Genomic DNA, 26,213 nt, shown 5'->3' with positions numbered 1-26,213 from the left:
TGGTTATTAACCTGTTGGTTTTTCATCTGTTCCTTGGATAGTCTTTATCGCAGTACGCGATAGTGGTCCCCATAATTAACTAATTTTGTCTCCCTATTTCGTAGAATTAAGTATGACTGTAGCAAAGGCTAAAGCACTTTCAAGTTAACCAAATGAAATACTGTAATTTATAAGCGAGTTATCTATTGTTCGTGGGCAATGCTTTGGTCGATTTCAGTATGGGCCTGCTGTTTGTAGCGTTCGAACAGACCTTCCTGCTTCATTTGTTTGAGGGTCGCGCTGAGTTTCACTGCCAGTGGTTTATGGCGTTTATGCAGGTAACCGAAGCTGATGAGTTCCTCCAACTCACCCACGGGGTGAATTTTACTGTGTTGGAATTCAGCATGTTGCAATACGTTTTCCCCAATCGCTTCGGTATCTATGTAGATATCGATTCTGTCTCGCTGCATCCGGCGAAAGGAATTGATGGGGGAAGAGGAAGTGGTTAGCCGATCCGCTGGCACCAGTCCCTCAAGTTTCTGCTCGATATAGAAAATTCCTCGATAATATTCAATTCGGTAGGGATGATTGAGCAGTGACCCCCAGTCCGTTAGTTGGATATTGGGGTTGATGGCATAGGCGGTGAGTTTACTTTCGAGTATGGGTTCTTCTACACGAATTAAATTCTTATATTTCAACCCGTAGGCAAATACTCTGGCGGGTTCCCCATCGACTTTCCCTGTATCGGCCATCATGCTGGCGCGTATGGGCGGAACCACTTGATAACGAAATTGATAACCTAGGCGAGCAAAGGCCTCGGTATAAATTAATTCGCCCCAGCGAAAATACAGGTTATCGGAGGGATCTTCATAAAACGCCATGGTGATAGTGGGCAGATTGCCTGTGGTGAGTGTCTCGGTGTTGGTGTTGTCGTTCGCCTTAATTGGCAAGCACAAGGCTAGACTCAATGATATCCCCAGCAGCATCTTTAACAGATAAGCCATGTTTCCCTCGGCGTGACTAGGTGTCTCCATACGGCATCCTTAACCTTTTTAATTGCTTAAAGTATAGCTAGTCCTACTTTTTCGGTTCAGGGATTTTTACCTCTTGTCGATTGCCTCCATGGCCGAAGCAATGGCGCGAGTGGCGCGAAGTAGGTAATAACTGTGATCTCGATACGGACATTTTGTCCTTTTGCTCATAATAACGTGCGATATGGCACATAAATTTGAAACATAACTGCTGGCGGTGATTTTTTATTCAGCAGAGTTTGAGCTCGATCCGCTTTTTATCTGTGAAGACAGCGTTAAATCCGCGTCATCAATTCGTTGACTCGGGAAGGAAAAATGAAGCCGCTCCAGACAGTAGCAGGAAAGCGAGCCAAGGTTTATTTATCAGGTATTTGGTTATTACCCCTCTGTGGTTTATCAAACCAAGCCATGGCCGACAGCGCGGATAATATCGAGCGTTTAGAAGTGCGTGGCAGGCAAATTAATACCTTAGGCCATAGTACTTCGGCGTCGGAAGGGATAGTGGGTGCGGCGGAAATCGAGAGTCGCCCGCTACTGCGCACGGGGGAGATCCTCGAGTTTGTCCCAGGGATGATAGTTACTCAGCACAGTGGTTCGGGTAAGGCGAATCAGTATTTTCTGCGCGGCTTTAACTTAGACCATGGCACAGATTTTAATACTCGTGTCGAAGGTATGCCGGTCAATATGCGGACTCACGGCCATGGTCAAGGTTATACGGATCTTAACTTTTTAATCCCTGAGCTATTAGGGGAAATCCGTTATGCCAAAGGGGCTTATTATCCTGAAGTGGCGGACTTTTCCGGCGCGGGTGCGGCGCAAATTCAGCTAGCCGATGAACTCGCTTATCGCCAAGTTGGGGTGACCTTAGGGGAATACGGTTATCAACGGCTGGTGGCCACTCAGGATATGAAGACCGAGGTCGGCCGATTTATTTTAGGGACAGAATTACAGGCTTACGATGGCCCTTGGAGTGATATTAAGGAAGATGTCAGCAAAATCAATGTGGTAGGCCGCTATCTTGCCAAGCTTAATGGCGGGGACTTTAGCCTCACTATGATGGCCTACGACAATAGCTGGAATTCGGCGGATCAAATTCCGGCGCGGGCGGTGGAGTCTGGGCTGATTGATTTTTACGGTTCACTCGACACCGATGTGGGCGGTGAGGCCAGTCGTTACAGCATTTCGGCGAATTATGACGCCGGTAACTGGCAGGCCAATGCCTATGCCATACGCTCGACCATGGATCTGTTTTCAAACTTTACCTACTTCTTAAACGATCCCATCAATGGCGATGAATTTGAGCAGGTCGATGAGCGCACCATTTGGGGCGGCGATGTTAAACGCGACTGGCAGATGAGTCTGGCGGGGACACAAATCAATTACAGTCTAGGTGCCGATGTGCGCTACGACGATATTGGTGCCGTGGGTTTATATAACACTAAAGCACGGGAACGCCTCAGCACTGTGAGGCTCGATGAAGTGCAGGAACTCTCTACGGGATTATTTGGCAAGCTAGAGTGGTTGCCTGCTGACCAATGGCGTTTAAATTTAGGCTTGAGATATGACTATTTCGATGTACAGGTGGATAGTGATAATCCTCTCAACAGCGGCGATGCTTCCGATGGCATGTTGAGCTTAAAGGTGGGCGCTTCCTACCTAGTAAACGATAATCTGGAACTCTACATGAATGCGGGGCAGGGATTGCATTCTAACGATGCCCGCGGTGCAACCATTAAGGTCGACCCTGTCACGGGCGATCCGGTTGAAAAGGTCGATTTGTTGGTGCGCTCCAATGGCGGTGAGTTTGGGGTCAAATACTATGATCGCGACTTTATTAACTTCTCGGCGGCGCTTTGGTATTTGGAACTCGACTCTGAACTACTCTTCGTCGGCGATGCGGGCAATACCGAACCCAGCCGTGCCTCTGAGCGTTACGGCGTTGAAGTCACAGCCTATTATTGGCTTAACGATGACTTGAGCTTAGATATGGAACTGGCCTGGACCCGTGCCCGTTTTACCGAAAATGAACTCGATGAAGGCAAATATGTCGATGGTGCAGTGCCCTTTGTTGGCAGTGCGGGCATTACCTATCGTCCCGATTGCGATGGTTGGTATACCAGTGTCAGGCTGAAATATTTAGGTGAGCGAATTCTCGATAGTTTTGATGAACATAAAGCCGATGACACCACCTTAGTGAACCTGGCCCTGGGTTATCAGTTATCGGGCTTCGATACTAAACTCGAGCTATTGAATATATTTGATAGCAAAGACCACGATATCGATTATTTCTACGAGTCTCGCCTAGCGGGTGAGTCAGCTGAAGGCGTGGAAGATTTGCATTATCATCCCGTGGAGCCGCGCATGGTGCGGGTGAGTGTCAGTTATCGTTTCTAATTTGAGTGACCATTCTCGAGTGACCATTGCTAGCACCAGTCTATACGCTAAGCTTATTCCGCAACGAGGATAAGCTTAGCGTTTTCTATTCTGTTTACTGCAATCATTTCGACATCTTGCTGCAATAAAAACGCCATTAAAATCACGCCAGTTCGTCATATAAAGTATTGAAAATGTGGGCGCCTCTTAAGGGAATACCCTCATACACTCAATAATAAAATCGGTGATGAACGTGATGAATATTAAACGGATCGCTGCAGCTATCTCCTGCAGTTTAATGACGGTTGTAGCCCACGCTGCAGTCTTACCCGCAACCCAAACTGACAGTCAGTGGTTTAAAGACAGTGCAGCCAATGTTGCGGCTAAAGCGCAGGTTGAAACCAAGAAAACAGCTAAAAACGTGATTCTTTTTGTCGGCGACGGCATGAGTATTTCAACCTTAACTGCCGCCCGTATTCTGCAAGGACAGCAGCAAACGGGTAACCAAGGCGGTGAAGAAAACTTCTTAAGTTTCGAGCAGTTTCCCCACACGGCGTTAGTGAAAACCTACAACACTAACCAGCAAACGCCCGACTCCGCAGGTACCATGACCGCCATGGCGACTGGGGTAAAAACCAAAGCCGGTATCATCTCGATTTCTGACACCAGTTTACGTGGTAACTGTTTGTCTTCTAAAGGTAATGAACTCGTTTCTCTGGTCGACCTTGCCAATGCCAAAGGCTTATCGACCGGGATTGTCACGACTGCCCGTTTAACTCACGCGACGCCTGCTGCGACTTACGCTAAATCGCCAGAACGCGATTGGGAAGGTGATTTTAACCTGCCAGCCGAAGCCGTTGCGAATGGCTGTACCGATATCGCCAGCCAACTGGTAATGCGCGATGAGGCCAACTCACTCAGCGTGGCACTGGGTGGTGGTCGCAGCTACTTCTTACCGAAAGAAGTCACTGACGGTGAGAACAAAGCTGGTAAACGTAAAGACGGCAAAGACCTGACTAAAGCGTGGGTCGAAAACTTCAGCAAAGCGGCTTACGTGTGGGACAAAAAAGGCTTCGATGCTATCGATGCCGCCAATACCGATCACTTACTTGGCCTCTTTAACCCATCCCATATGGAATACGAAGCGGACCGCGCCGATGACGTTGGTGGTGAGCCATCACTTTCAGAAATGACCGCGAAATCCCTCGAGATTTTAAAGAAAAACGATAAGGGCTTCCTGCTGATCGTGGAATCGGGTCGTATCGACCATGGTCACCACGCGGGCAATGCTAGCCGCGCCTTGACCGATGCGGTTGAGTTATCTAACGCCGTGAAAGCCGCAGTAGATGCAACCAGCAGCGATGACACCCTCATCATGGTAACGGCTGACCACAGCCATGTCTTTACCATTGCAGGCTACCCAAAACGCGGTAACCCGATTTTAGGTTTAGTCCACGATGTGGATGGTTCGTTAGCCCTCGCTAACGACGGCAAGCCTTACACTACGCTGGCCTACACCAACGGCCCAGGCGCTGTGGTTGGCGTGCGTGACGACTTAACCTCAGTCGATACTCAAGATAAAGACTTCATGCAACAAGCACTTATCCCAATGGAAAGTGAGACACACGCCGGTGAAGACATCAGCTTACACGCAATGGGTCCAGGTTCGAATCTGGTACAGGGCGTGATTGAGCAGAACGTGATCTTCCACATTATCAACCAAGCCCAGCAGCTTGGCGGCACTAAGTACTAATAGGTCGGCTGCGACCTACAGTTCTCACTTTTGGAGTTAAAAATGAATAAGAAATTACTGGTACTCGCAATCTCTGCCATGCTGGGTTTAGCCGCATGCGGTAGCGATGGTGACAACGGCGCGGCAGGTACGCCGGGTTCGAATGGTTCTAACGGTTCCAATGGCAGCGACGGTAAAGACTGGACCGCAGTCAACCAATGGTATGTCGATGCACAGGCTCGCGTGACTAAGGCCGATGGCCTGAGCGTTAACAACGATGTGGGCGCGGCGAAAAACGTGATCCTATTTGTCGGCGATGGCATGGGTGTCTCGACTATCACTGCGGCGCGTATTTTAGAAGGTCAATTAAAGGGCAAAACGGGTGAAGAAAACTCTTTATCTTTCGAAACCTTGCCTTACGTCGGTTTATCTAAGACCTATAACGTCGATGGTCAAACACCAGATTCTGCGGGCACTATGTCGGCGATGATGACTGGGGTGAAAACCGATGTCGGCGTGATTTCACAGGCCGAAGGCGTAGTGCGTGCTAACTGCGCATCGACCAAAGATCAAAACTTAGTGACATCACTGGAACTGGCCGCCATGGCGGGTATGTCTACTGGTGTGGTGACTACGGCGCGTTTAACCCACGCAACGCCTGCGGCAACTTATGCCCACGTGCCAGAGCGTGACTGGGAAGCCGACTCAAACCTGCCTGCCGAAGCCGTGACCAATGGTTGTAAAGACATCGCCGCGCAAATGCTCGACTTTAACTATGGCAATGGCTTAAACGTGATGATGGGCGGTGGTCGCCGCAGCTTTATCCCCAAAACCTTGATTGATCCAGAAGGTAAAGCGGGTAAGCGTAACGATGGTCGCGATCTGACTGCCGAATGGTTAGCTAAGTACACTAATGCTGCCTACGTTCAGGATAGAGACGGCTTCCTCAATGTGGATGTGAAGAGCACTGACCATTTATTGGGTCTGTTCAACTCATCCCATATGGAATACGACTACGACCGTACCGAAGCGGGCGTAACGGGTGAGCCATCGCTCGCAGAAATGACTGCTAAGTCGATTGATATTCTTAAGAAAAACACCAAAGGTTATGTGCTGATCGTCGAAGCGGGTCGTATCGACCATGCGCACCACGCGGGTAACGCCGCTCGTGCCCTGTACGACACAGTTGCGCTTTCAGAAGCAGTCCGTGTTGCGATGGAAAAAACCTCGGCAAACGACACTCTGTTAATGGTGACGGCTGACCACAGCCATGTGTTCACCATCGCAGGTTATCCGACCCGTGGTAACCCAATCCTAGGTCTGGTGAAGAGTAACGATGCGAACGGTATCGCCGAAGTGACTAACTCAACCGATGCTAACGGTTTACCTTACACGACAGTAGGTTATGCCAACGGTATGGGTTATGCGTCATTAGCGACGGGTGGCGATGAGCGTTATAACTTCCCAGTGGATTCAGGCCGTAAAGACTTGAACTTTGTGGATACGCAAAGTGCTGGTTTCCATCAAGAAGCGTTAGTGCCATTAAGCGATGAAACCCATGCGGGTGAAGACGTGGCGATTTTTGCCCGTGGCCCCAGCTCGGATCTGGTCCAAGGTACGGTTGAACAAAACCATATCTTCCACGTGATGAACCGTGCGGCAGACTTAGTCGCGAAAGCGGAAGCTGCAATGGCGGCGAAGTAAACCAAATGCCGATGGCGGGCTGTCCTGCCATCGGCATTTATCTAACTGTCTGTAAAGACATTAGTCAGTAATGCGAGTTATAAAATTAGCGTGTAAGTGAGAAATAACATGAATAAACTCCTCTTAGTCACTCTGGTATCGACGTTAGCCTCCCCTGTGATGGCCTTAGCCACTCCCGTTAGCGCTGCTTCTGCCAATCAGGCCAATGCACAATGCGCAACACTTGAGGCCAGCCATTTAAAAGCCCAGTACCAAGTCACCAATGCTAAGGGGCAAAGCTGGCAGATGACCCTGCTAAGAGACGGACAAGATTTTATTATTCAACGGGATAACACCACATTTGAACAATGGGCACCCAATGGCGAATATGTGCGTTATTTCCCCGTTGAAAAACGCTCAGTCACCTATCGCAAGGGCGACTTAAGGGCGCTAAATATTCAGCACGACCGCGAGCAGTTGTACCATGTAGTGTCTCCTGCATTGCCTGCTAACTTGGCAAAAACTGAGCTAAAACAATTGCCTTGTTTTGCGGCTCAAGGCTTCGAAGGTAAGGTGAATGGCATGGACAGCCAGCTCGACTGGATTGCCAGCATTGAGCTGCCACAGCAATTTAATTTAGGTGAAGTTTTAAGTTATCAGTTGCTCAAGGTTGAGCCTTACAGCCACGAAGCATTTGCTGCTTTAACCCAGAATTATCAAGACATTGATTTTGCCGATGTGGGCGACAGTGAGTCCGACCCCTTTATCGCTAAGATGATCAACCAAGGCTTTATCGAACACGGTAGCAGTGGTTTTTATAACAGCGAAGGCCATGCCATTGAGGCGCAAGGCGGCCACGGCAGTCATTCGCACTAATCCAGCATGTTGGTTTTCACAAAACGCCCGCATTCGGGCGTTTTGTATTTTTGGGCCGGGCGCTGCAATAATTTACTATTCGAGCCAAGATCTCGGCGGCTAGAATGAGTAGTATCTAAAGTTGTCTTTGCCGAGTGAGATTAAGCTTGCCCTATGAGCCGTGTGACTCCCGTTGAAAATATCAATTACTGGCGCCATCCCAGCCTCTCGGGCATTGAACTGAGTCAGGCGGAATTTACGCATTTCAGTTTTGATAAACACGTGCATCTGGATTATCACTTAGGCGTGGTGACTCAAGGGGCGCAGCAATTTATCAATAAAGGCAGTCGTTATCAGCTCGGGCAACATGGGTTATCGACCCTCAATCCCGATGAAACCCACGATGGACAAAGCCGCGACGCCGAAGGTTATCGGGTTAAGGTGATGTCGATCCCCGTGGAGTATATGAACAGCATTAGCCAAGAGATGGGGCTCAAGGCCCATTTCTTTAATGCGCCCATGGTGGATGATCCCGCGTTATATCAATACTTTATCCAGCTACATGATGTGCTTATCCAAGGTCAATGTTCTGAGCTTGCGGCCGAGTCGCACCTACTGAACTTTATGCAGCTGTTATTGACGCGCCACCCCACGGGAATGCTGAATTTAAGGCAGGATAGGGGCTTATCATGGCAACAGCTAAATCGCATCAAACAGAAAATTCACGATGAGCCGTGGCAAAACACCCAGCTCGAGGCGTTGGCCGATGAGGTTAACTTGAGTAAGTTCCAGTTTTTACGCCAATTTAAACTGGCGACTGGGATGACACCCCATGCCTACCTGAAGCGAGTGCGATTAGAGTTAGCGAAAAAGTCCTTAACCCATGGCGCCTTAGTGGTAGATGTGGCGCAGCAGTTAGGCTTTTTCGACCAGAGTCATTTAAATAAGGCGTTTAAGCAGGCCTTTTTACTCTCACCCGTCCAATTCCAGCGGCGCATGCTTTAATACCATTGGTATAATTTGTCTCGGTAAATTAGCCGCGTGCAATTTCTTACAATGCAGTTGCAGCAGGCTTGGGCATACTGGCGTTCTTATCTGTTTTTGCGGAGCCCTATTGATGGATGTATCCCTGTTAGTCACCTTAGCCGTTATTCACTGCGTAGCCTTAGTCAGCCCTGGGCCGGATTTTGCCATTATGGTGAAGATTGCTACGTCGCAGCCGCGAAACACCGCAATTGCCACGGCGGCGGGAATATCGGTGGCGATTTTAGCCCATACCATTTTGAGTTTAACTGGCGTCAGCTTAGTGATTAAAAGCTCCCATACTTTGTATCTGTTAGTGCAATTGCTGGGTGCTTCGTATTTGGCGTGGATGGGATTTGGCGCGCTTAAGGCTGCGGTGTCTTTTTTCAGTAAACCCAAAACCGTATTGAACGGCGAGGGCGCAGATCCCTCTGGATTTGAAACAACATCGGAAACCAGCGTTGATATGCCCACTGCGGGCGCGGTAAACGCCTTATCACCCAAACAGGGTTTTATGAGGGGGCTTTATACCAATTTATTGAATCCTAAAGCCTTAGTGTTTTTCTTAACCTTGTTTTCCGCCTTGATCACCCCGAGCGTGACACCCGTGACTAAATTCGCTGCCGCGTTAATGTTATTTGTGTTGTCACTGCTCTGGTTTGGCTTTCTGGCGCTGATGCTCTCTAAAGCTAAGGTGCAGCAAAAGCTGCAACGACTCACGCCTATCATCGATGGGGTGATTGGGGTGATCTTTATGTCGGTGGCGGTGGCGATAGTCTCGAGTTTGCTGTTGGCTTAAGGTGCTGCGAGCGAGGCTATGATTCGACTCACAGCACATCAGCATGGGGGGATTGTGTGTGTTTATCCCTCCTTAGCTATGGTATCCTTGCTAAGTCTTAATTTGGATGTTTTTGACTTTAAAGGAATAAATCATGTCTTGTCGCCCGTTTTATCAAGGTTTTTCAGCGGTTAATCGACTCTCGCGTTTAGGGCTTTATACGGGCTTGCTGCTAGGGAGTCTTAGCACTGCACCCCAGGCTCTGGCTGCCTTAGAGGCGGAATACGTGCCGCAGGTGCAAGCTTTGATTGATGCGGCCAAGGCGGGTGATCGTCAGGCGATTGCCGAGCAAATCTCTTATCCCCTCCAGCGGGAATATCCGCTCCCCGATGTGCAAAATCCACAGCAATTGCTGACGAGATTTCAGCAAGTCTTTGATAGCAAGTTGCTGAGTCAAATCGCCAATTCGACCACAGAGAGTAACTGGGAGACTATGGGCTGGCGCGGCATCATGCTCGATCACGGCAGTGTCTGGTTGGATTTTGATGGCAAAATCTCGGGCATTAATTACCAAAGCCCAGAGGAAGCCAAGTTAAGGGATGAACTGATCGCGCAGCAAAAAGCGATGCTACACGAGAGTGTACGCGAGTTTGCTAGCCCTGAGCTGGCGTGGGAAACCGCGCGATTCATCATTCGTGTCGATGCCCTCGACCGTCAGCAATACCGTTATGCCGCCTGGGCAAAGGGCAAATCCATGAGCGAGAAACCTGATTTAGTCCTCAAAAAGGGGAAGTTAGTTCTCGATGGTAACGGCGGTAATCATTCCTTCCAGTTTAAAAGCGGCCCCTATCTCTATGTCTGCGATGTAATAGTGCTGAGCGCCGAAGAAAGACCCATAGGTGAGCTGTTGGTTTACAAGAACGACCAACTGCTGGTGCAGGAAGCCGTGGTTAAAGCGCTATAGCCTAATCGAGCCAATCAGTTAAGGCTGATCTGGGAGGGAATTCTGGATTAGCTGTACTGTCTTTTTATCAACACAGGATTAAGGTTTGTTGTCATGATTAATCCCACTAAAATCGCCATTATCAGCAGTGCCATAGTGCTGTTGTTTTTACTGACAGAATGTCGCCAAAAAGAACAAATTCCCCTGTGTGGCCACGTCGAAGGTACGCCAATCGATACTAGTTTTGATGGCGGCCTCGATAATAACGACCGCACTCTGACATCAACCAATTGTTTAAAAATCAAAGCGCTTTACGATAAAAGTGATCGTCAGACGAAATGGTTTAGCAGTTCGCCTTCCATCGCCGTGATGAACGCCTTGGGTTATCTTAAGCAAGATGATGCCAACAACAGTGGCGATAGCTATGCGATGACGTTTAACGTGCAGGAGGAGTTTGTATTTGGCCCGAGCCGAGGGGAATATGCCCTGTTTCGTCAGGACGGTAAAGGCGTCATCTTACCCGGCACCGAAGCGGCAAAGGGTAATGAGGCGAAGGTTGGCGTCGAGGGTCAGTTTGACCGCTGGTGCCAAAAATTGGCTTCACTCGAGTTTGCCGATAAAGATAATTGGCGCAGGCCAACGGAGCAGGAGTTAAACACTCTCTATGGGTACGGCGAGAGTCGCGCCGCCTATCAACGTGCGCAGTGGAGTTCGACGATTGACTCTTGGTCTAGCACTGTCAATGAGACGGAATTCGTGGCCGGCATTATCTCTGTCGCCCCTAGCGGCTATAGTTCTCGCAGTTATGCCAATAGTGCCAACTATGCCGTTTGTGTTGCCGCGTTTTGAATACTAAAGAGAGCTTGAATAAGCTCTCTTCTCGTCTCATTTAATCAGCCTTATTTAATCAACTTAATCAGCGCCTTAAATCGGTCGCCTTGGGCTTCGTGTTGCAGTTCAAATAACAGTGACTCCACATTGGTGAGAGTGGCTCCCTTGGCTGTCATCATCTGGATGCCCAACTGTTTATTGTCAACGCTGCGGGAAGAAACAGCATCGGCAACGAGGTGCACTGAGTAGTGCTGGTCGAGCAGATCGCGGCAAGTTTGGTACACGCAGACATGGGTTTCTATCCCCGCGAGCAGCACCTGTTTGCGCCGAGTTTGGGTTAGTGCATTGGCAAATTCATCACAATACCAACCGCTAAAGTGCTGCTTGGCAATGGGCGAGCCAGTTCTTTCGAGCAAGGTTTTTAGCTCTTCTGTGGTCGAGCCAAGTTTTGCAGGTAATTGCTCAAGCCAGAGGATGGGGATTTCAAACAGTTGTGCGCCTTGGATAAGCGTACTCAACTGCTGATGAAGCTTGGCTGAGTTATCCATGATCTGAGCGAGCTTTCCCTGCACATCGACGATAACGAGTACACATTCTTCGGGTTTTAACATCGGGCGTTCCTTCTGCGCGGGTGGAATAAAGGCATCGTTTAGCGATTGCTCTGCTTATTTTGTGAATTGTTTGTTTTTTGCACTGTTAGTAAACCCTAATTGGGCAGCCTCACCAATAGGGCAAAGGTCGAATATGGCGTGCACTTAAATTGCTCACTAAAAGAGTGCGTCGCCCTCACGCTTGCACAAGTCTGGTGCATTTTTAATCGGTTAATTCAGGCGTATTCTTTATTATTTATTTAAAATCAATAAATTAAAATTTTGGCCTGATGATTGAATTATCTTGGCTACAAGTTAATAACAATCGCGTTTTTTGGAGGTCAGGATGAAACTAGTCAGCGCTATCATCAAGCCATTTAAATTGGATGATGTCCGTGAAGCTATCGCCGGTATTGGTATTGAGGGGATGACGGTGACCGAGGTTAAAGGTTTTGGCCGTCAAAAGGGGCACACAGAGTTGTATCGTGGCGCCGAGTATCAGGTGGATTTTTTGCCAAAAGTAAAACTAGAAATTGCCACTAAAGCAGAAAATCTCGACATGCTGATTGAGGCGATTACCAGTGCGGCTCATACGGGAAAAATTGGTGACGGAAAGATTTTCGTTATCGACTTAGAACATGCCATCCGTATTCGTACGGGTGAACTCGACACTGAAGCGCTATAGGGGGCGGAAGATGGAAGAACTAACAAAATTAGGCGTGACAGTCTCTGAACTGCGCTTTGCACTCGACACCTTTTATTTTTTGATTTCAGGCGCTTTGGTTATGTGGATGGCGGCGGGTTTTGCCATGCTCGAAGCCGGCTTAGTGCGCTCTAAAAATACCACCGAAATTTTAACTAAAAACGTGGTGTTATACGCGATTGCCTGTGTGATGTATCTATTGATTGGCTACAACATTATGTACGTCGACAATGCCGAAGGCGGTTGGTTGCCTTCACTCGGTACGCTGATTGGCTCACAAGCCGACGATGCAAACCATGCCTTAGAATCTGACTTCTTCTTCCAAGTGGTGTTTGTGGCAACGGCGATGTCGATTGTCTCTGGCGCCGTGGCGGAGCGAATGAAGTTATGGGCTTTCCTGTTCTTCTCCGTGGTGATGACAGGCATTATCTACCCCGTTGAAGGCTACTGGACTTGGGGTAAAGGTTTTATCTCTAGCTTAGGCTTTGTGGACTTTGCGGGTAGCGGTATTGTGCACATGACAGGTGCTGCTGCGGCTATCGCTGGGGTGTTACTGCTCGGTGCTCGTAAGGGTAAATATGGCCCTAACGGCCAAGTCAACCCTATCCCAGGCTCTAACCTGCCAATGGCAACCTTAGGGATGTTTATCCTGTGGATGGGCTGGTTTGGTTTCAACGGTGGCTCACAATTAATGGTTTCAGATGCGGCCAACGCTAGCTCTGTCGCTAAGGTCTTCGTAAACACCAACACCGCGGCCGCTTTTGGTGCTATCTCTGCCCTAGTTGTGTGCAAAATGATTTGGGGTAAAGCGGACTTAACCATGATCTTAAATGGCATTCTGGCGGGCTTGGTGGCGATTACTGCGGATCCGCTGTCGCCTTCGCTGCTGATGGCAGGGGTGATTGGTGTGGTGGCTGGTGGTTTAGTCGTGTTCTCTATCGTGGGTCTGGACAGAATCAAGATTGACGACCCAGTGGGCGCGATTTCTGTGCACGGTGTTGCGGGTTTCCTCGGTTTGATGTGTGTACCCTTATCGAATGCCGACGCGACTATCACAGCGCAATTAACTGGCGCAGCGATTATCTTCGCATGGGTATTTAGCGCATCGTTTGCGGTGTGGTTTGTACTCAAGATGACCATGGGCATCCGTGTTACAGAGGAAGAAGAATATAACGGTATGGATGCGTCTGACTGTGGTATCGACGCTTACCCAGAGTTTGTGACTGTCAAAAGTGCAGGCTAACTGGTGTTGATATGACTTGATGCCTCTCAGGGATAAGAGGATAGTAAAGCAGAGCCAAGTGCTCTGCTTTTTTTATGGGTCTTCGGCTGCCATGCTGATACCACAAGGAGCGAATGATGCGCTTAATCTTTGATCTCACAGTAAAAATCAGACGTACCTGCTTGCTTGGGGGCATTTTGAGTACACTCTTAGCCTTGCCCGCTTTTGCGGGGCAAGTCGTAGTGACTCGCTCGGATGAGCCTTTCGATGCCTTTGCGGTGCGCGACCAAGTGCTAAAAGATTATGAATGGCAGGAATCCTTGAGAAGACAGGAGCAAATTCAAATTCTGCAGGCCTTGCCACTCGGTTGTATCGCGCAGGTAAAGCCTTACCGCTACTTTACTTGTGGTCAGGATAACTACCGCCCTTATCGTTATCAGCAGCAGGATGTGTATATCAAGGTTGACCCTCCGGTGCAGCGTTAACCCTTAAGCTGCCGCAATCCTTTGTGGCAGGCCGTTATTTTTTTGTAACCATTTTATGACGTCTTTTTGGCCAAGTGTAATAAGCTCAAATAGGAGCCTTATGGTCTGGGGGACATCTCATGATACAACTGCGCACCATCTCTAGCGGCATTATCTGCTCATTATTACTTTTACTCTTATGGGGTTGCAGCTCGACAGCCCCAAAACCTAGTGATGATGAAATCGATGCCTTATTTGCAGATTCGTTATTTAAATCAGTCAGTAATATTCCGAGCGTTGAGGATATTTTTAGCCTTCCACCTTCTGTGGCTGCCGATGTCAGGCGAGCCTACGACCGTTACAGCTTATCGACTAAAAACCCCGTCGCGGTGCATGAATGGTTAGCCAGTTATATCAATGCTAACCAAGATGGCGGCCACAGCGATTTTCACTATCAAGATAATTTGACTCAAACCGCCAGCGAAACCTACGCCCAGCGCGCGGGGAATTGTATGTCGTTGGTGGTGATGACATCGGCCTTAGCGGATGTGTTTAAAATTGGCACTGAGTTTCAAGATATTGCGATTGAACCCGTGTGGGACAAACAGGGCGAGTTTTATCTGATCAACGGCCATGTCAATCTACGCTTGCTACCCGCCGAGAGCGTACACACAGTGTATGTGTCGGCCCATGCGATTCTGGTCGACTTTATGCCCGAGCGAGCTCTGCGAGGCTACAACAAAGTGCAAATCAATCGCCAGACCTTAACCAGCATGTTTTATAACAATATGGCCGCCGAATCCTTGGTTGAAGGGGATTTAGACCGCGCCTATGCGCTGATTAAAGCGGGCTTAAAATCTGGACACTTTATTCCTGCGCTCAACACCTTAGCTGTGATTTATCGCCACAAGGGCGATGAAAAGCGGGCCGAACAAGTCTATCGCTATGCACTCAAATACGATGCCGATGATATGACGACGCTTTATAATTTGGCGGTGATTTTAGGTGATCAAGGCCGTTTAGAAGAGTGGGCACAGGTCAATAAAGTGCTGGAGTTAGCGCGTATTCGTAATCCTTATTACTACTACGATATGGGCGAACAGGCCTATGACGAACACCAATACAGCGAGGCGCTCGCTTGGTATCAAAGAGCCGTGGATAAAGCCGATTATCGGCATGAGTTTTTCTTTGGCCTGTCACGCACCTATTGGGCGCTGGGCGATGAAAAACGTGCCAAACTCAATATGGAAAAAGCGATGGCTCTAAGCCGCGAAGCCACAGATAAACATCGCTATCAGGCAAAACTGCAGGCCATGCAGCAACATTAATCCTTTACTCAACCTCCTTTGTTTGCGTTTAACTACTGGCAAAGGAGGTTTTTTATTTCCGCTTTCACCACCGTTTGCTTCCAGCCCCAACACTCGTTTGGCTTTAGTTTGCATATCACATTGAAATATTTGAATTTGTATTTTTTAAAAATATGTTAAAACAATACGTTATAGCTGATTTCTTGAAATGGAGACAACTTGGTTGCATTAGCGGCGCAGACTGGATAAATTGAACTCAGTATTGCAGTTGAGATCCCCTATTGCAGCGATAAAAATAGCCTAAACACGAGAGTTGGAGCAGTAAATTATGTATTACCAAAATGATGACGTTCGCATTAATGAAGTCAAAGAGTTACTTCCACCAATTGCGATTCTAGAACGATTTCCTGCCTCCGAAAATGCTGCTGCAACTGTGTTTAACGCCCGTCAAAGCATTCATAACATTCTTGCCCGCCAAGATGATCGTTTGTTAGTGGTCATTGGTCCTTGCTCAATTCACGATCCTAAGGCCGCATTGGAATATGGTCAGCGACTGGTTGCGCTCAGAGAACGTTATCAAGATCAGCTCGAAGTGGTGATGCGTGTTTATTTTGAAAAGCCACGTACTACAGTGGGTTGGAAGGGACTCATCAACGATCCTTATATGGATAACAGCTTCAAACTGAACGATGGTTTGCGTACCGCGCGTAAACTCTTGGTCGATTTGAATGACTCTGGCATGCCTACCGCGGGTGAATTCCTCGATATGATCACCCCGCAATATGTGGCGGATATGATGTGCTGGGGCGCGATTGGTGCGCGCACTACAGAATCGCAGGTGCACCGTGAATTGGCCTCGGGGTTATCTTGTCCTGTAGGCTTTAAAAATGGCACCGATGGCACGATTAAGGTGGCAATCGATGCTATTGGCGCCGCGAATGCGCCGCACCACTTCTTATCGGTAACCAAATTTGGCCATTCGGCGATTGTGTCCACCAAAGGTAATCCCGATTGCCATATCATTCTGCGTGGCGGCCGTGAGCCAAATTACAGTGCCAGCCATGTTACGCAGATCAGCGAACAACTGAAAAAAGCCAAGCTGGTCGATAACATTATGATCGACTTTAGCCATGCCAATAGCAGCAAACAATATCAACGCCAGATGGATGTCGCGAACGATGTGGCCGAGCAAGTGGCCGCGGGTAATAAGGCGATTTTTGGTGTGATGGTTGAAAGCCACTTAGTGGAAGGGCGTCAGGATCTGATTGAAGGCCAAGCGTTATGCTACGGTCAGAGCATCACGGATGCCTGTATTGGTTGGGACGATACCGAGCGTTTACTCGCAGTGTTAAATCAGAGTGTTATCGAACGTCGTCAGCGGGTTTAATCGGGTTTAAGACCAAAAATAAAGGCGCTATCCCGGCGCCTTTATTTTTATTATTTCTTGCTCATTTCGGCTAAGTATTCGTTAGCTTTGGCCAAGCTACCAAAAGCAGCAATCAGGTTATTTCTGCCTTTGTCCTGAATTTCTGGATTGCCTGATTCGATCATCATCCACACCCAAGTTTGGATCAGTGGTAATGGCGGGTATTGAACTTTAGCTGAATCCAACATAAAGCATCCTTTGATCTTGATTTATTTGAGTTATCTTTAATGTTATCGCAGAACGAGTGCGGAACTAGCTTGTACACACGGATCTGCGGCCAGATGTTTGCAAATCCTGCTGCTTGAAATCTTTAGTCCGAGGGACATTTTGGGTAAAACCGACAAAATAATCAACAGTCGAACCCTTGATGTTCTGGCCTATTTTAGCGGTTACTGTTCTGATAAAGCCAAGCTTGTTTCAGAATTTTTTCACCTTAATATTCGCTTTGCCAACTCTCTGAGCGTAAGTCGTTAGCATGACATTTTTATTTCGGTAAGCCAGAGATATTTTGCCAAGCGGGCCGCTTTTTGTCTGTCAGAAAAATCTGATTGATTTTATTCAAACTTTCCTTGTTTGGTTTCGCCTTAACGTGCGCCATGCTGCTACAATTGAGCGACTTTGGCAAAGGTTTAGACATATGCGCCCAACACTGTATTTTGAAGGTCCCATCGATAAGCTCAATTGGCATGTGGTTAAGTTGCTCTGGCCTTATTTGCTCGAATACAAGGGGCGGGTGGCGCTAGCCATGTCTTGCCTTATCGTCGCTAAGCTTGCCAGCGTGGGTTTACCTTTTATTCTGAAAGACTTAGTCGATACCTTAGATGCCAATAAAACCGCGCAGGCCTTGAGTGTGCCCATCGGTTTAGTTTTAGCCTACGGCGCAGTGCGGCTATTAACAGTGATCACGGGTGAAATCCGCGACACCCTATTTGGCCGTGTCACAGAGCGGGCCATTCGCCGATTGGGCCTCGCGGTGTTCGACCACCTGCATCGACTCGATTTGGATTTTCACTTAGAGCGGCGCACGGGCGGTTTGTCGAGGGATATTGAGCGCGGCACCAGTGGCGTGAGCTTCTTGATGCGCTTTATGGTGTTTAACATAGTGCCGACCCTGCTAGAAATCGCCATGGTTATTGGTATTTTCTTTTTTAATTATGGCATTGCCTTTGCCGCTATCACTTTTACCTCTGTGATGGCCTACATTTGGTTTTCGGTGGTGGCGACTGAGTGGCGCACCGAATACGTCCGTGATGCGGCCAAGGCCGACTCACTCTCCAACACCCGCGCCATCGACAGTCTGCTCAACTATGAAACCGTGAAGTATTTTAATAATGAAAAGTATGAATCGGATCGATATGACCAAGCCTTAGACCAATGGGAAGTGGCTAAACGTAAGAATCGTTTATCACTATTTGCTCTCAATGGTGGCCAAGCGCTGATTATCGCGTTAGCGATGACGGCGATGATGGCGTTAGCCGCCTATAAGGTGACTAATAATGAGATGACCTTAGGTGACTTTGTACTGATCAATGCCTTTATGATGCAGCTCTTTATGCCGCTCAACTTTTTGGGATTTGTCTACCGTGAAATCCGCGGAGCCCTAGCCAATATCGAGCGGATGTTCAGTTTGCTCGATAAGCACCCTCGCATAGTCGATAGACCCGATGCCCTAGACTTTGAGCCGAAGCGCGGCGAGCTCAGTTTTGAGCATGTTAGTTTCAGCTACGATGACAGACCGATACTGCGCAACGTCAGCTTTAAGGTGGCGGCTGGGAAAAAGGTTGCGGTGGTTGGGGATAGCGGCGCAGGTAAATCTACGCTCATCAAATTGCTCTTTCGTTTTTACGACGTGGAGCAAGGGCGCATTTTGATTGATGGGCAAGATATTCGCCAATTAACCCAGGATGCATTGCGCCGCGCCATTGCCATAGTGCCACAGGATACAGTGTTATTTAATGATTCCTTAGTGGAGAACATTCGTTATGGCCGTCCTGATGCGACGGATGAAGAAGTGCGCCATGCCATCAAACTCGCGCATTTAGAGCATTTTATTGCGTCGCTCCCCCAAGGTTGGGATACCAAAGTGGGTGAGCGGGGCTTAAAGCTCTCGGGTGGGGAGAAACAGCGCGTGGCCATTGCGCGGGCGATTTTAAAAGGCTCTCCGGTGTTAGTGTTTGATGAGGCTACATCCTCCCTCGATAGTCGCTCGGAACAGGCAATTCTGTCGGCACTGCGCGAGGTCGCCAAAGGGCATACCAGTTTAGTGGTGGCGCATCGGTTATCGACCATAGTCGACGCCGACCAAATCGTGGTCTTAAGCCAAGGGGAAATTGTCGAGCAGGGGAATCATCAGTCTTTACTGGCTCAGGATGGTCTCTACGCTAAGTTGTGGCGCATACAAAATGAGCAACAACAGCTTTCGGTAGAAGTGTAACAGCGTTGGGACAATTCAGTTTTTATTCAGGTTCGGCTCTCTATACTCGAATCCAAGCAAATAACGATAAGAGGTGCTTGGCATGGAAAATATGGCATTAAGAGTCAATATTGAAGGCAGAGAAGAGAAAGTAAGCACAGATTGGTTTGCGATTATGGCAACCCTTAAAAAGCGCGGTGTAGATTATGATTCGCTACAACGCATTCACGCAGAGTTAAACGCAGGCCTTAAAGTGACCACAAGACGTTTAACGCTAGCAAAAATGAATCAAGAACTTGAATTAGCAGGGATTATTCGTAGAACTAATGAATATAACGCGGATGTTCGTGGCCTGAATTAAGCGATGAGACAAACGAAATAGGGAATAGGGAATATAAGAAATTATATTCCCTTTGGTTTTCCAGCCTTCCAACCTTCACATAACAGATTGAATTTGGTGGTCGATTCGTCAATTTTAGTGAGTCGAATCACTTGGCCTTCACGAAAACACACTAATTCGCCTTCGATCTCAGTCAAGCGATTACAGCTCTTACAGCTTGTGCTGGCAGTTTTACTGTCTGGCATATGGCTTACAAAGCTTGCTTTCACAGTGTTTCCTTAACTTAATATGCAGTTGTTTAATCTCAAGCGTGTATCACGGATCTTACCCCTTTTGTGATACGCGTTCAAATTACCTTTTGCTAAATTAACTTTAGACGAAAGTCGTACAAAATGCATACAATGTCAAGTTAACTATTGATTGATATGGGAATAGTACTTATCCAGCGAAACCGACAAGCCACTCTCGAGCACAATCCTCACATGGGACGGCTTGAGTTGCCTAGGCTCTGTCACGCCACAGGAGTGGGCGATCAGGGCTAAATCGTGGTGTAGGTTATGGTTATAATTAGCGACCCGCGTTGATTTATCTCTAGGATCAAGACCTTGTTGCAACTTCTTATTGTGAGTCGTGATGCCCGTCGGACAGGTATCCTTGTTGCATTGCAGCGCTTGAATACATCCGAGGGCAAACATATTGCCACGGGCCGAGGCGATAAAATCTGCACCCAAGGCCAGTGCCCAAGCAACCCTCGATGGTACTATGAGTTTGCCTGAGGCGATCACTTTAATGCGTTTACGCAGCCCTCGCTGAATTAAGATATTGACTAATATGGGTAAACTCTCTTTAAGGGGCAAGCCCACATAATCCATTAAGGGTTGAGGGGCGGCGCCCGTGCCGCCGTCAGCACTGTCTAAGGTAAAAAAGTCGGGGGCAGAGGCTTCGCCACGGCGCTCAATTTCATCGCAAAAATCTTCGAGCCATTGCACGTCCCCAAGTACGGCTTTAATGCCGGTGGGTTTACCCGTGACCTCACGTACTCTGGCAATCATATCCAGAATATCGCCCACATTTTTAAACTCGATATGGCCATTGGGGCTAATGGAATCATGGCCCTGCGGGATACCGCGAATTTTGGCTATCTCCTCGGTGACTTTTATCCCCGGCAAGATACCGCCCTTGCCTGGTTTGGCTCCTTGGCTCATTTTGATTTCAAACATTTTAACTTCGGGATGTGCGGCGATTTCTTTGAGCTTGTCATCGTCTAAATGGCCGTGCTCATTACGTACACCGTATTTAGCGGTACCAATTTGAAAGACTAAGTCGCAGCCACCTTTTAAATGGTAAGGGCTTAAGCCACCTTCTCCGGTATTTAACCAACATCCCGCCTGTGCTGCGCCGTGGGATAAGGCGGTGACGGCAGGGCGTGACAGGGCGCCGAAGCTCATGGCGGAGATATGGCAAATGGCCTTAGTGGTGTAGGGCTCGCGGCAATGGGGGCCAATGGTTTGAGGCAGAATTGGCGTGATATCTTCATCTTGAGTAGGAAAGGCGGTATTCATAAACATGATGGCGCCTGTGCTGTCTAGCGGGCGCGTCGAGCCAAAGGCGATGGTTCTGTCGACGTTTTTCGCGGCTCGATATACCCAGCTTCGCTCGGCGCGGTTAAAGGGCAATTCTTCCCTGTCCTGTGCGAAAAAGTATTGTCTAAAAAACTCGCCTTGTTTCTCAAATAAATACCTAAAGCGACCTATCACAGGGTAGTTGTGGCGCACGGCCTGTTTGGTTTGTAGCTTGTCGGCGATATACATATACACAATCGCCAGAACGACAAAGCCCACTAGGATTAAAAATAGCCCTGAGAAGAGATCCAGTCCCCACATAAACCAATTCAATTCTTGCATCTTGTTATCCTCTATTCGTGTCCATAACGGGTGGAGATAAGGCTCGCCGGCTGTCCATCATGGATGGAGAGTAAAAACAGCTGGCTGTAATCATCTTCAGCTATGGTGGGGATTTCTGGGCCGCCAAGAGCCTTGATGATCAGTGGGACGGTATTGGAATGCCCCGCGATTAAGCTGTTATCTTTCACGGCATGTACTTGTTCAACGATTTGCTGGATATGGGCTTCGAGTGGTTTTTCGGCTGCGACTACAGTAATAGGCAGATGCCGCTCCGAAGACATAGGCAACAAGGTTTGCTGAGTTCTTTGATATTGGGTCGCGATCAGTTGCGAGATCTGCGTCCTTTGCAAGGCGCTAACCAGCGCGAGGGCACGTGCATGACCATCATCGGAAAGGGACGGATCGCCTGCTGGAGCGTCGGCTTTTTCGGCATGCCTTACCAAAATAATCAATCGATTATCGGCAAAAGCTTGATTGATGGGGCTGAGTCCTATGCTGGTAAAGAGTAACAGGCCTAACAGTAGAGTGTGTGATAGCCGAAGTTTATTTAAGCGGATGGTTCGCAAGGAGTGAGTAACCACTGCTAGCCATTGGGGAGTTGCCATGCCGTATATCCTTATCTGATGAGCGCATGCAAGTGTGACGCTGAGGCGAATAGATTCATTATGGGTATCATTGCCTTAGATTGTGATGGTACTGCAATTGAGAAAAATACTAAAGTTGCTCAAATTTTGGTCGATAATAGAGTCACCCCAAATTGAATGGATTTTGTATCATGGAAATTAACAACCCTGCACAGGTACAGAGCGCTTCTTCGTCCCACCGCAAGTATGCCGAAAACGTGCCTGCCAATGCTGAAAAGACGAAAAATGTGGAAGCAGCATCTAAGCAAACTGCACAACAAACCAGTAAGCAGTTAATGAATCAGGCGATTCTGTCGGCGCAGGAAGATGTGAGTTTAAAATCCGGTGATCAATCCATGGCGTTACTTTATCGCGCGGCAATTGAAGCGATAAACAAAGAGTTAGCCCCTTCGATGGGCGAAAATGCCATTCAAACCGCCTATGACAATAACGTCGATACTTCCCCCGAAGCGACTGCCGATCGGATTGTGAGTTTTGCAACCCAGTTTTTTAGCATTCACCAACAGCAAAATTCAAATATGAGTTTGGATGAGCAGCTCGACAGTTTTATGAGCATTATCGGCGGCGCTATCGACAATGGTTTTAAGGAGGCTCGAGATATTTTGTCTGGCCTTAAAGTGTTGCAAGGGGATATTGCCGATGGCGTCGATAAAACCTATGGTTTAGTGCAAGAAGGATTGCAGGCCTTTAGGGATAGCTTCAATAAGAAACCTGATGAGGCGCAAACGGCTAGCGCATAATGTCCCGCGCTTAGTACTCTATCTTGTTGCCATTTCCCTTGTTTTAAGCCCCTTGCAATAAGGGGTTTTTGTTGCGCAGATAACAGTCTATGCTAGGGATCTATTTAACGTTTTGCTTGAGGGCGAGTTATGTGGACTAGGGGACGGGTTATCGAACGTATTGATTGGAGTGATAAATTATTTTCGCTGCGGATAGCGGCCGAACTGGCGCCCTTTATTCCGGGTCAATTTATTAAACTCAGCCAAGTACAAGATGATAAACGTGTCGCTAGAGCCTATTCCCTCGTGAATTCCCCCGATAAACCCTATGCCGAAATCTTGGCTGTCGCCGTAGAAGAAGGGCTGTTATCCCCACAATTACAGAATCTTGCCATCGGGGATGAAATTGAGATCACCCCAACCGCCACAGGCTTTATGACCTTGGATGAGATCCCTAAGGGAGCAGGGCAAGGTCGGCACTTATGGTTGTTAGCCACGGGGACGGCCGTGGGGCCATTCTTATCTATGCTAGATACGGCCGAGCCTTGGCAGCGTTTCGAAAAAGTCGTGCTTGTCTATGGTGTCCGCGAAGCTAAAGACTTAGCCTACCTCGATAAAATAAAGGCTTATGCCGCGCAATATCCTGATCAGTTTATCCTGTGTTTAACCGTCACCCGTGAAAAGGTCGACGATGCACTGCAATGCCGTATTCCCGATGGTCTCGTCTCGGGCGAAATTGAGCGTAAAGTGGGGTTAACTATCAATGCTGCGGATTCGCAGGTGATGATTTGTGGTAATCCGGGGATGATCAGCGGCGCGCAGGCTGCGTTGCTCGACAAGGGATTAGCTAAAAACCTACGCCGCGCACCGGGACAAATTACCGTCGAGAAATATTGGTAGTGTATTGAGTGTTTGTGATAAATAATTTTTATTAATCGTTTTAATGTCAGTCATATAGAAGGATTTTTTGATGAAGTTGCTCTGCTCCCTCGCTTCACCCTATGCTCGCTGTGTTCGCACATTAATCCGTTATTTAGGGATTAAGGATATCGAAGAAGTCTTAGTCAACCCGATGGAAAACACCGCCGAGCTGCTCGATGTTAATCCGCTTGGACAGATCCCTTGCCTCATCACCAACGATGGCGTACCTATCTTCGATAGCGAAGTGATTATGCGCTATTTAGACGCCGAATTAGGTGAGCAGCAGATGTTTGGCGGCCAAGTGAATAACTGGGTATTGCAATGCCAATATTCGATGATCAAAGGCCTGATCGATAGCGCGGTAAAATTGCGCCAAGAACAAATGCGTGAAGAAGAAGGGGTCAGATCGGCCTTTTGGACATCACGTTTTGAGCAAGCGCTGCTGCGCGGTTTGATGCAAATGGAACATCAGAGTGTGATTACTCAGGCAACGATTCAGGCACCGCAATTAGCCTTAATCTGCTTATTAGATTATGTGGATTTCAGACATCCAGAGCTCGATTGGCGTAAAGTGGCTCCAGCGACCTCGCTCTGGTTTAGTGAGATGCGCGATCTCCCCGCGTTTGTGGAAACTCGCCCAGCGTAAAAGGCACTAGTGGTCTGTTGAGCGGCGGCCTCTATGGGTCTCACGGCGATTATGTTCACCAAACGCGCCGTAGAGATCCTTTGTTATGCCGTAATCGACTCTGCGATCGTTACCCGTTTGGCGTCTATCATCATAGTGTTGATAGCGGCACTGACAATTGGCCATAGTGCATTCTTCCATTGGGAGTTCAGGGGCTTCCTTTGAAAGGAAACGTTTTCCTTTGAGCTCATCTACCTGCTCACAACAACTGCCGTCATTTTCGATGCTGACGCAATGGAAGCGCCTTTCTTGTCCTGCAAGCCGTTGATTTTTCTTTTTCGCGTTATCCATGAGTTTGACAAAATGCTTGCGCTTTTTAGGCCCCCGTTTGAGCACCATAAACGCGAGTAGCGCTATCACGACGACAAGCAGCAGTAACGCGCCTAACATAACGCCTCCTCATGTATTTTAAGCGAATTAAGGTTCAGTTTAGTTTGGTTTGAGATAATCACCAGTTTTAAGTTTAATTTCATTAAAAACAAAAAGTTAATCAAACTATTGCCCTAGTTCATTTGATCTATTACTCTTGCGCAACTGATAACTATTATCATTAATAGTCTTAAGAATTGACTCACGCTTGATGTCATCATTTTGAGGAGAAATCGCTAATGAAATGGGTAACTTGTGCCGCTTTACTTGGGTTAATGTCGGTTGCGCAGTCTGCACATGCGGATGAAAAATTAACGGTTTATTCATATCGCCAAGCGTTTTTGGTTGAGCCTATTCTGAAGCGTTTCACCGATGAAACTGGCATTGCTGTGAATGTGGTATTTGCAAAAGACGGTATTGCCGAGCGTATCGCCCGTGAAGGCCGTTTATCCCCTGCGGATTTAGTGTTAACTTCAGATTTCTCTCGCTTGGTCGAATTAGTCGACAAAGACCTGACGTCTCCCGTGAAAAGTGAGCAGCTCAATCGCAATATTCCCGCGCAATACCGCGATCCCGATGGACAATGGTATGCCTTAACGATGCGTGTGCGTAATCTCTATACGGCAAAAGATCGCCTCGGCCCACAAGCCATCAGCTACGAAGAGCTGGCCGATCCTAAGTACAAAGGCAAGATCTGTACTCGCAGTGGTAAGCATCCTTACAATATAGCGTTAGTCGCGTCTATGATCGCCCACCACGGTGAGGCCGACACTAAGACTTGGTTGCAAGGTGTGAAAACCAACTTAGCACGCAAGCCCCAAGGTAACGATAGGGCGCAGGTGAAGGCCGTTAAAGAAGGCTTGTGTGATATCGCCATCGGCAATAGCTACTACTACGGCAATATGCTGCAAGACCCTGAGCAAAAGAGCTGGGCAGAGGCAGTAGCGATTAACTTCCCGAATCAAGCCGATCGCGGTGCCCATGTGAACGTGTCTGGTATGGTGCTGACTCGCCATGCGCCGAATAAAGACAATGCTATCAAGTTGATGGAGTTCTTGTCTGCGGATGTGGCACAAAAAGCCTATGCCGAAGTAAACATGGAATATCCGGTGAAAGCCGATGTCGCGCCTTCAACCTTAGTCGCCTCCTGGGGTGAGTTTAAATCCGATCAATTACCGATTTTCAAGCTGGCGGAATACCACCAAGCGGCAGTGAAATTGTTAGACGAAGTTCAGTTCGATCTCTAGTTGAGCGGTTATAGCGACTAGAAATAGTAAA

26 protein-coding genes are annotated in these 26,213 nt (G+C 48.1%); 19 read left to right on the top strand and 7 right to left on the bottom strand.

The window, feature by feature from the left end; genetic code table 11:
- Positions 1-182: 182 nt before the first annotated feature.
- The gene (locus tag K0H59_RS17870; protein WP_220053899.1) at positions 183-1,013 is read right to left on the bottom strand and encodes a hypothetical protein; all 831 of its coding nucleotides are present in this window, start codon (positions 1,011-1,013) and stop codon (positions 183-185) included.
- 312 nt (positions 1,014-1,325) lie between these two features.
- Between K0H59_RS17870 and K0H59_RS17865 the strand changes: the two genes are divergently transcribed.
- The 8 genes from K0H59_RS17865 (at position 1,326) to K0H59_RS17830 (ending at position 11,246) form a co-directional block, all read left to right on the top strand.
- The gene (locus tag K0H59_RS17865) at positions 1,326-3,404 is read left to right on the top strand and encodes a TonB-dependent receptor (protein ID WP_258405859.1); all 2,079 of its coding nucleotides are present in this window, start codon (positions 1,326-1,328) and stop codon (positions 3,402-3,404) included.
- Between the two features lie 235 nt (positions 3,405-3,639).
- Entirely contained in the window at positions 3,640-5,136 is a 1,497-nt protein-coding gene (locus K0H59_RS17860; protein WP_088210392.1) for an alkaline phosphatase, read from the top strand.
- Between the two features lie 42 nt (positions 5,137-5,178).
- Positions 5,179-6,819, top strand: a complete 1,641-nt coding sequence (locus K0H59_RS17855) for an alkaline phosphatase (protein ID WP_220053898.1) — start codon at positions 5,179-5,181, stop codon at positions 6,817-6,819.
- A 108-nt stretch (positions 6,820-6,927) separates the two neighbouring features.
- Positions 6,928-7,674, top strand: a complete 747-nt coding sequence (locus tag K0H59_RS17850) for a hypothetical protein (protein WP_088210133.1) — start codon at positions 6,928-6,930, stop codon at positions 7,672-7,674.
- Positions 7,675-7,827: 153 nt separating this feature from the next.
- Positions 7,828-8,658 (top strand): AraC family transcriptional regulator, encoded by an 831-nt coding sequence (locus K0H59_RS17845; protein WP_088210134.1) that lies wholly within the window; start codon positions 7,828-7,830, stop codon positions 8,656-8,658.
- A gap of 112 nt (positions 8,659-8,770) precedes the next feature.
- Positions 8,771-9,475, top strand: coding sequence for a LysE family translocator (locus tag K0H59_RS17840; protein WP_220053897.1), 705 nt, complete (start codon positions 8,771-8,773; stop codon positions 9,473-9,475).
- A gap of 133 nt (positions 9,476-9,608) precedes the next feature.
- Positions 9,609-10,418 (top strand): hypothetical protein, encoded by an 810-nt coding sequence (locus tag K0H59_RS17835; protein WP_220053896.1) that lies wholly within the window; start codon positions 9,609-9,611, stop codon positions 10,416-10,418.
- A 93-nt stretch (positions 10,419-10,511) separates the two neighbouring features.
- Complete coding sequence (locus K0H59_RS17830; RefSeq protein ID WP_220053895.1) at positions 10,512-11,246, top strand: DUF1566 domain-containing protein; 735 nt, start codon at positions 10,512-10,514, stop codon at positions 11,244-11,246.
- A gap of 50 nt (positions 11,247-11,296) precedes the next feature.
- Here K0H59_RS17830 and K0H59_RS17825 read toward each other — a convergent pair whose 3' ends face one another.
- A complete protein-coding gene (locus K0H59_RS17825) occupies positions 11,297-11,839 on the bottom strand; it encodes a hydrolase (RefSeq protein ID WP_220053894.1) in 543 nt (180 codons plus the stop codon).
- Positions 11,840-12,164: 325 nt separating this feature from the next.
- On the opposite strand from K0H59_RS17825, the gene K0H59_RS17820 reads away from it, so the two are divergent.
- The 5 genes from K0H59_RS17820 (at position 12,165) to aroG (ending at position 16,901) form a co-directional block, all read left to right on the top strand.
- On the top strand, positions 12,165-12,503 hold the full coding sequence (locus tag K0H59_RS17820) for a P-II family nitrogen regulator (RefSeq protein ID WP_011624095.1): 339 nt from the start codon (positions 12,165-12,167) through the stop codon (positions 12,501-12,503).
- A 10-nt stretch (positions 12,504-12,513) separates the two neighbouring features.
- Entirely contained in the window at positions 12,514-13,764 is a 1,251-nt protein-coding gene (locus K0H59_RS17815; protein WP_011718316.1) for an ammonium transporter, read from the top strand.
- 116 nt (positions 13,765-13,880) lie between these two features.
- Entirely contained in the window at positions 13,881-14,228 is a 348-nt protein-coding gene (locus K0H59_RS17810) for a hypothetical protein (RefSeq protein WP_220053893.1), read from the top strand.
- Positions 14,229-14,347: 119 nt separating this feature from the next.
- Positions 14,348-15,535 (top strand): lipopolysaccharide assembly protein LapB, encoded by a 1,188-nt coding sequence (locus K0H59_RS17805; protein ID WP_220053892.1) that lies wholly within the window; start codon positions 14,348-14,350, stop codon positions 15,533-15,535.
- 307 nt (positions 15,536-15,842) lie between these two features.
- Entirely contained in the window at positions 15,843-16,901 is a 1,059-nt protein-coding gene (aroG, locus tag K0H59_RS17800; protein ID WP_220053891.1) for a 3-deoxy-7-phosphoheptulonate synthase AroG, read from the top strand.
- A gap of 50 nt (positions 16,902-16,951) precedes the next feature.
- Here aroG and K0H59_RS17795 read toward each other — a convergent pair whose 3' ends face one another.
- Entirely contained in the window at positions 16,952-17,128 is a 177-nt protein-coding gene (locus tag K0H59_RS17795) for a hypothetical protein (RefSeq protein ID WP_011624090.1), read from the bottom strand.
- Between the two features lie 449 nt (positions 17,129-17,577).
- On the opposite strand from K0H59_RS17795, the gene K0H59_RS17790 reads away from it, so the two are divergent.
- The gene (locus K0H59_RS17790; protein WP_220053890.1) at positions 17,578-19,374 is read left to right on the top strand and encodes an ABC transporter ATP-binding protein/permease; all 1,797 of its coding nucleotides are present in this window, start codon (positions 17,578-17,580) and stop codon (positions 19,372-19,374) included.
- A gap of 82 nt (positions 19,375-19,456) precedes the next feature.
- Positions 19,457-19,714 carry a hypothetical protein gene (locus K0H59_RS17785; protein ID WP_088210143.1) on the top strand — a complete coding sequence of 86 codons (258 nt, stop codon included), beginning with the start codon at positions 19,457-19,459 and terminating at the stop codon, positions 19,712-19,714.
- A 41-nt stretch (positions 19,715-19,755) separates the two neighbouring features.
- On the opposite strand, the gene K0H59_RS17780 is transcribed toward K0H59_RS17785, so the two are convergent.
- The 3 genes from K0H59_RS17780 to K0H59_RS17770 form a co-directional block, all read right to left on the bottom strand.
- The gene (locus K0H59_RS17780) at positions 19,756-19,962 is read right to left on the bottom strand and encodes a hypothetical protein (protein ID WP_011718310.1); all 207 of its coding nucleotides are present in this window, start codon (positions 19,960-19,962) and stop codon (positions 19,756-19,758) included.
- 144 nt (positions 19,963-20,106) lie between these two features.
- Positions 20,107-21,597 carry an FMN-binding glutamate synthase family protein gene (locus tag K0H59_RS17775; RefSeq protein ID WP_220053889.1) on the bottom strand — a complete coding sequence of 497 codons (1,491 nt, stop codon included), beginning with the start codon at positions 21,595-21,597 and terminating at the stop codon, positions 20,107-20,109.
- Between the two features lie 11 nt (positions 21,598-21,608).
- Positions 21,609-22,202, bottom strand: a complete 594-nt coding sequence (locus K0H59_RS17770) for a phosphoglycerate mutase family protein (RefSeq protein WP_220053888.1) — start codon at positions 22,200-22,202, stop codon at positions 21,609-21,611.
- A 170-nt stretch (positions 22,203-22,372) separates the two neighbouring features.
- Between K0H59_RS17770 and K0H59_RS17765 the strand changes: the two genes are divergently transcribed.
- The 3 genes from K0H59_RS17765 (at position 22,373) to K0H59_RS17755 (ending at position 24,527) form a co-directional block, all read left to right on the top strand.
- Entirely contained in the window at positions 22,373-22,981 is a 609-nt protein-coding gene (locus tag K0H59_RS17765; RefSeq protein ID WP_220053887.1) for a DUF5610 domain-containing protein, read from the top strand.
- Positions 22,982-23,110: 129 nt separating this feature from the next.
- A complete protein-coding gene (locus tag K0H59_RS17760) occupies positions 23,111-23,860 on the top strand; it encodes a ferredoxin--NADP reductase (protein WP_220053886.1) in 750 nt (249 codons plus the stop codon).
- 70 nt (positions 23,861-23,930) lie between these two features.
- Positions 23,931-24,527 carry a glutathione S-transferase gene (locus K0H59_RS17755; RefSeq protein ID WP_011718305.1) on the top strand — a complete coding sequence of 199 codons (597 nt, stop codon included), beginning with the start codon at positions 23,931-23,933 and terminating at the stop codon, positions 24,525-24,527.
- A gap of 6 nt (positions 24,528-24,533) precedes the next feature.
- Here K0H59_RS17755 and K0H59_RS17750 read toward each other — a convergent pair whose 3' ends face one another.
- Positions 24,534-24,956: a hypothetical protein gene (locus K0H59_RS17750; protein ID WP_220053885.1), complete on the bottom strand. Its 423-nt coding sequence runs from the start codon at positions 24,954-24,956 to the stop codon at positions 24,534-24,536.
- 218 nt (positions 24,957-25,174) lie between these two features.
- Between K0H59_RS17750 and K0H59_RS17745 the strand changes: the two genes are divergently transcribed.
- Entirely contained in the window at positions 25,175-26,182 is a 1,008-nt protein-coding gene (locus tag K0H59_RS17745; protein ID WP_220053884.1) for a Fe(3+) ABC transporter substrate-binding protein, read from the top strand.
- Positions 26,183-26,213: the final 31 nt, after the last annotated feature.

Source organism: Shewanella sp. FJAT-51649, assembly GCF_019457435.1.
In the GTDB taxonomy this organism is placed as follows: domain Bacteria; phylum Pseudomonadota; class Gammaproteobacteria; order Enterobacterales; family Shewanellaceae; genus Shewanella; species Shewanella mangrovisoli.
This window is presented reverse-complemented; position numbering and strand designations above follow the sequence as displayed.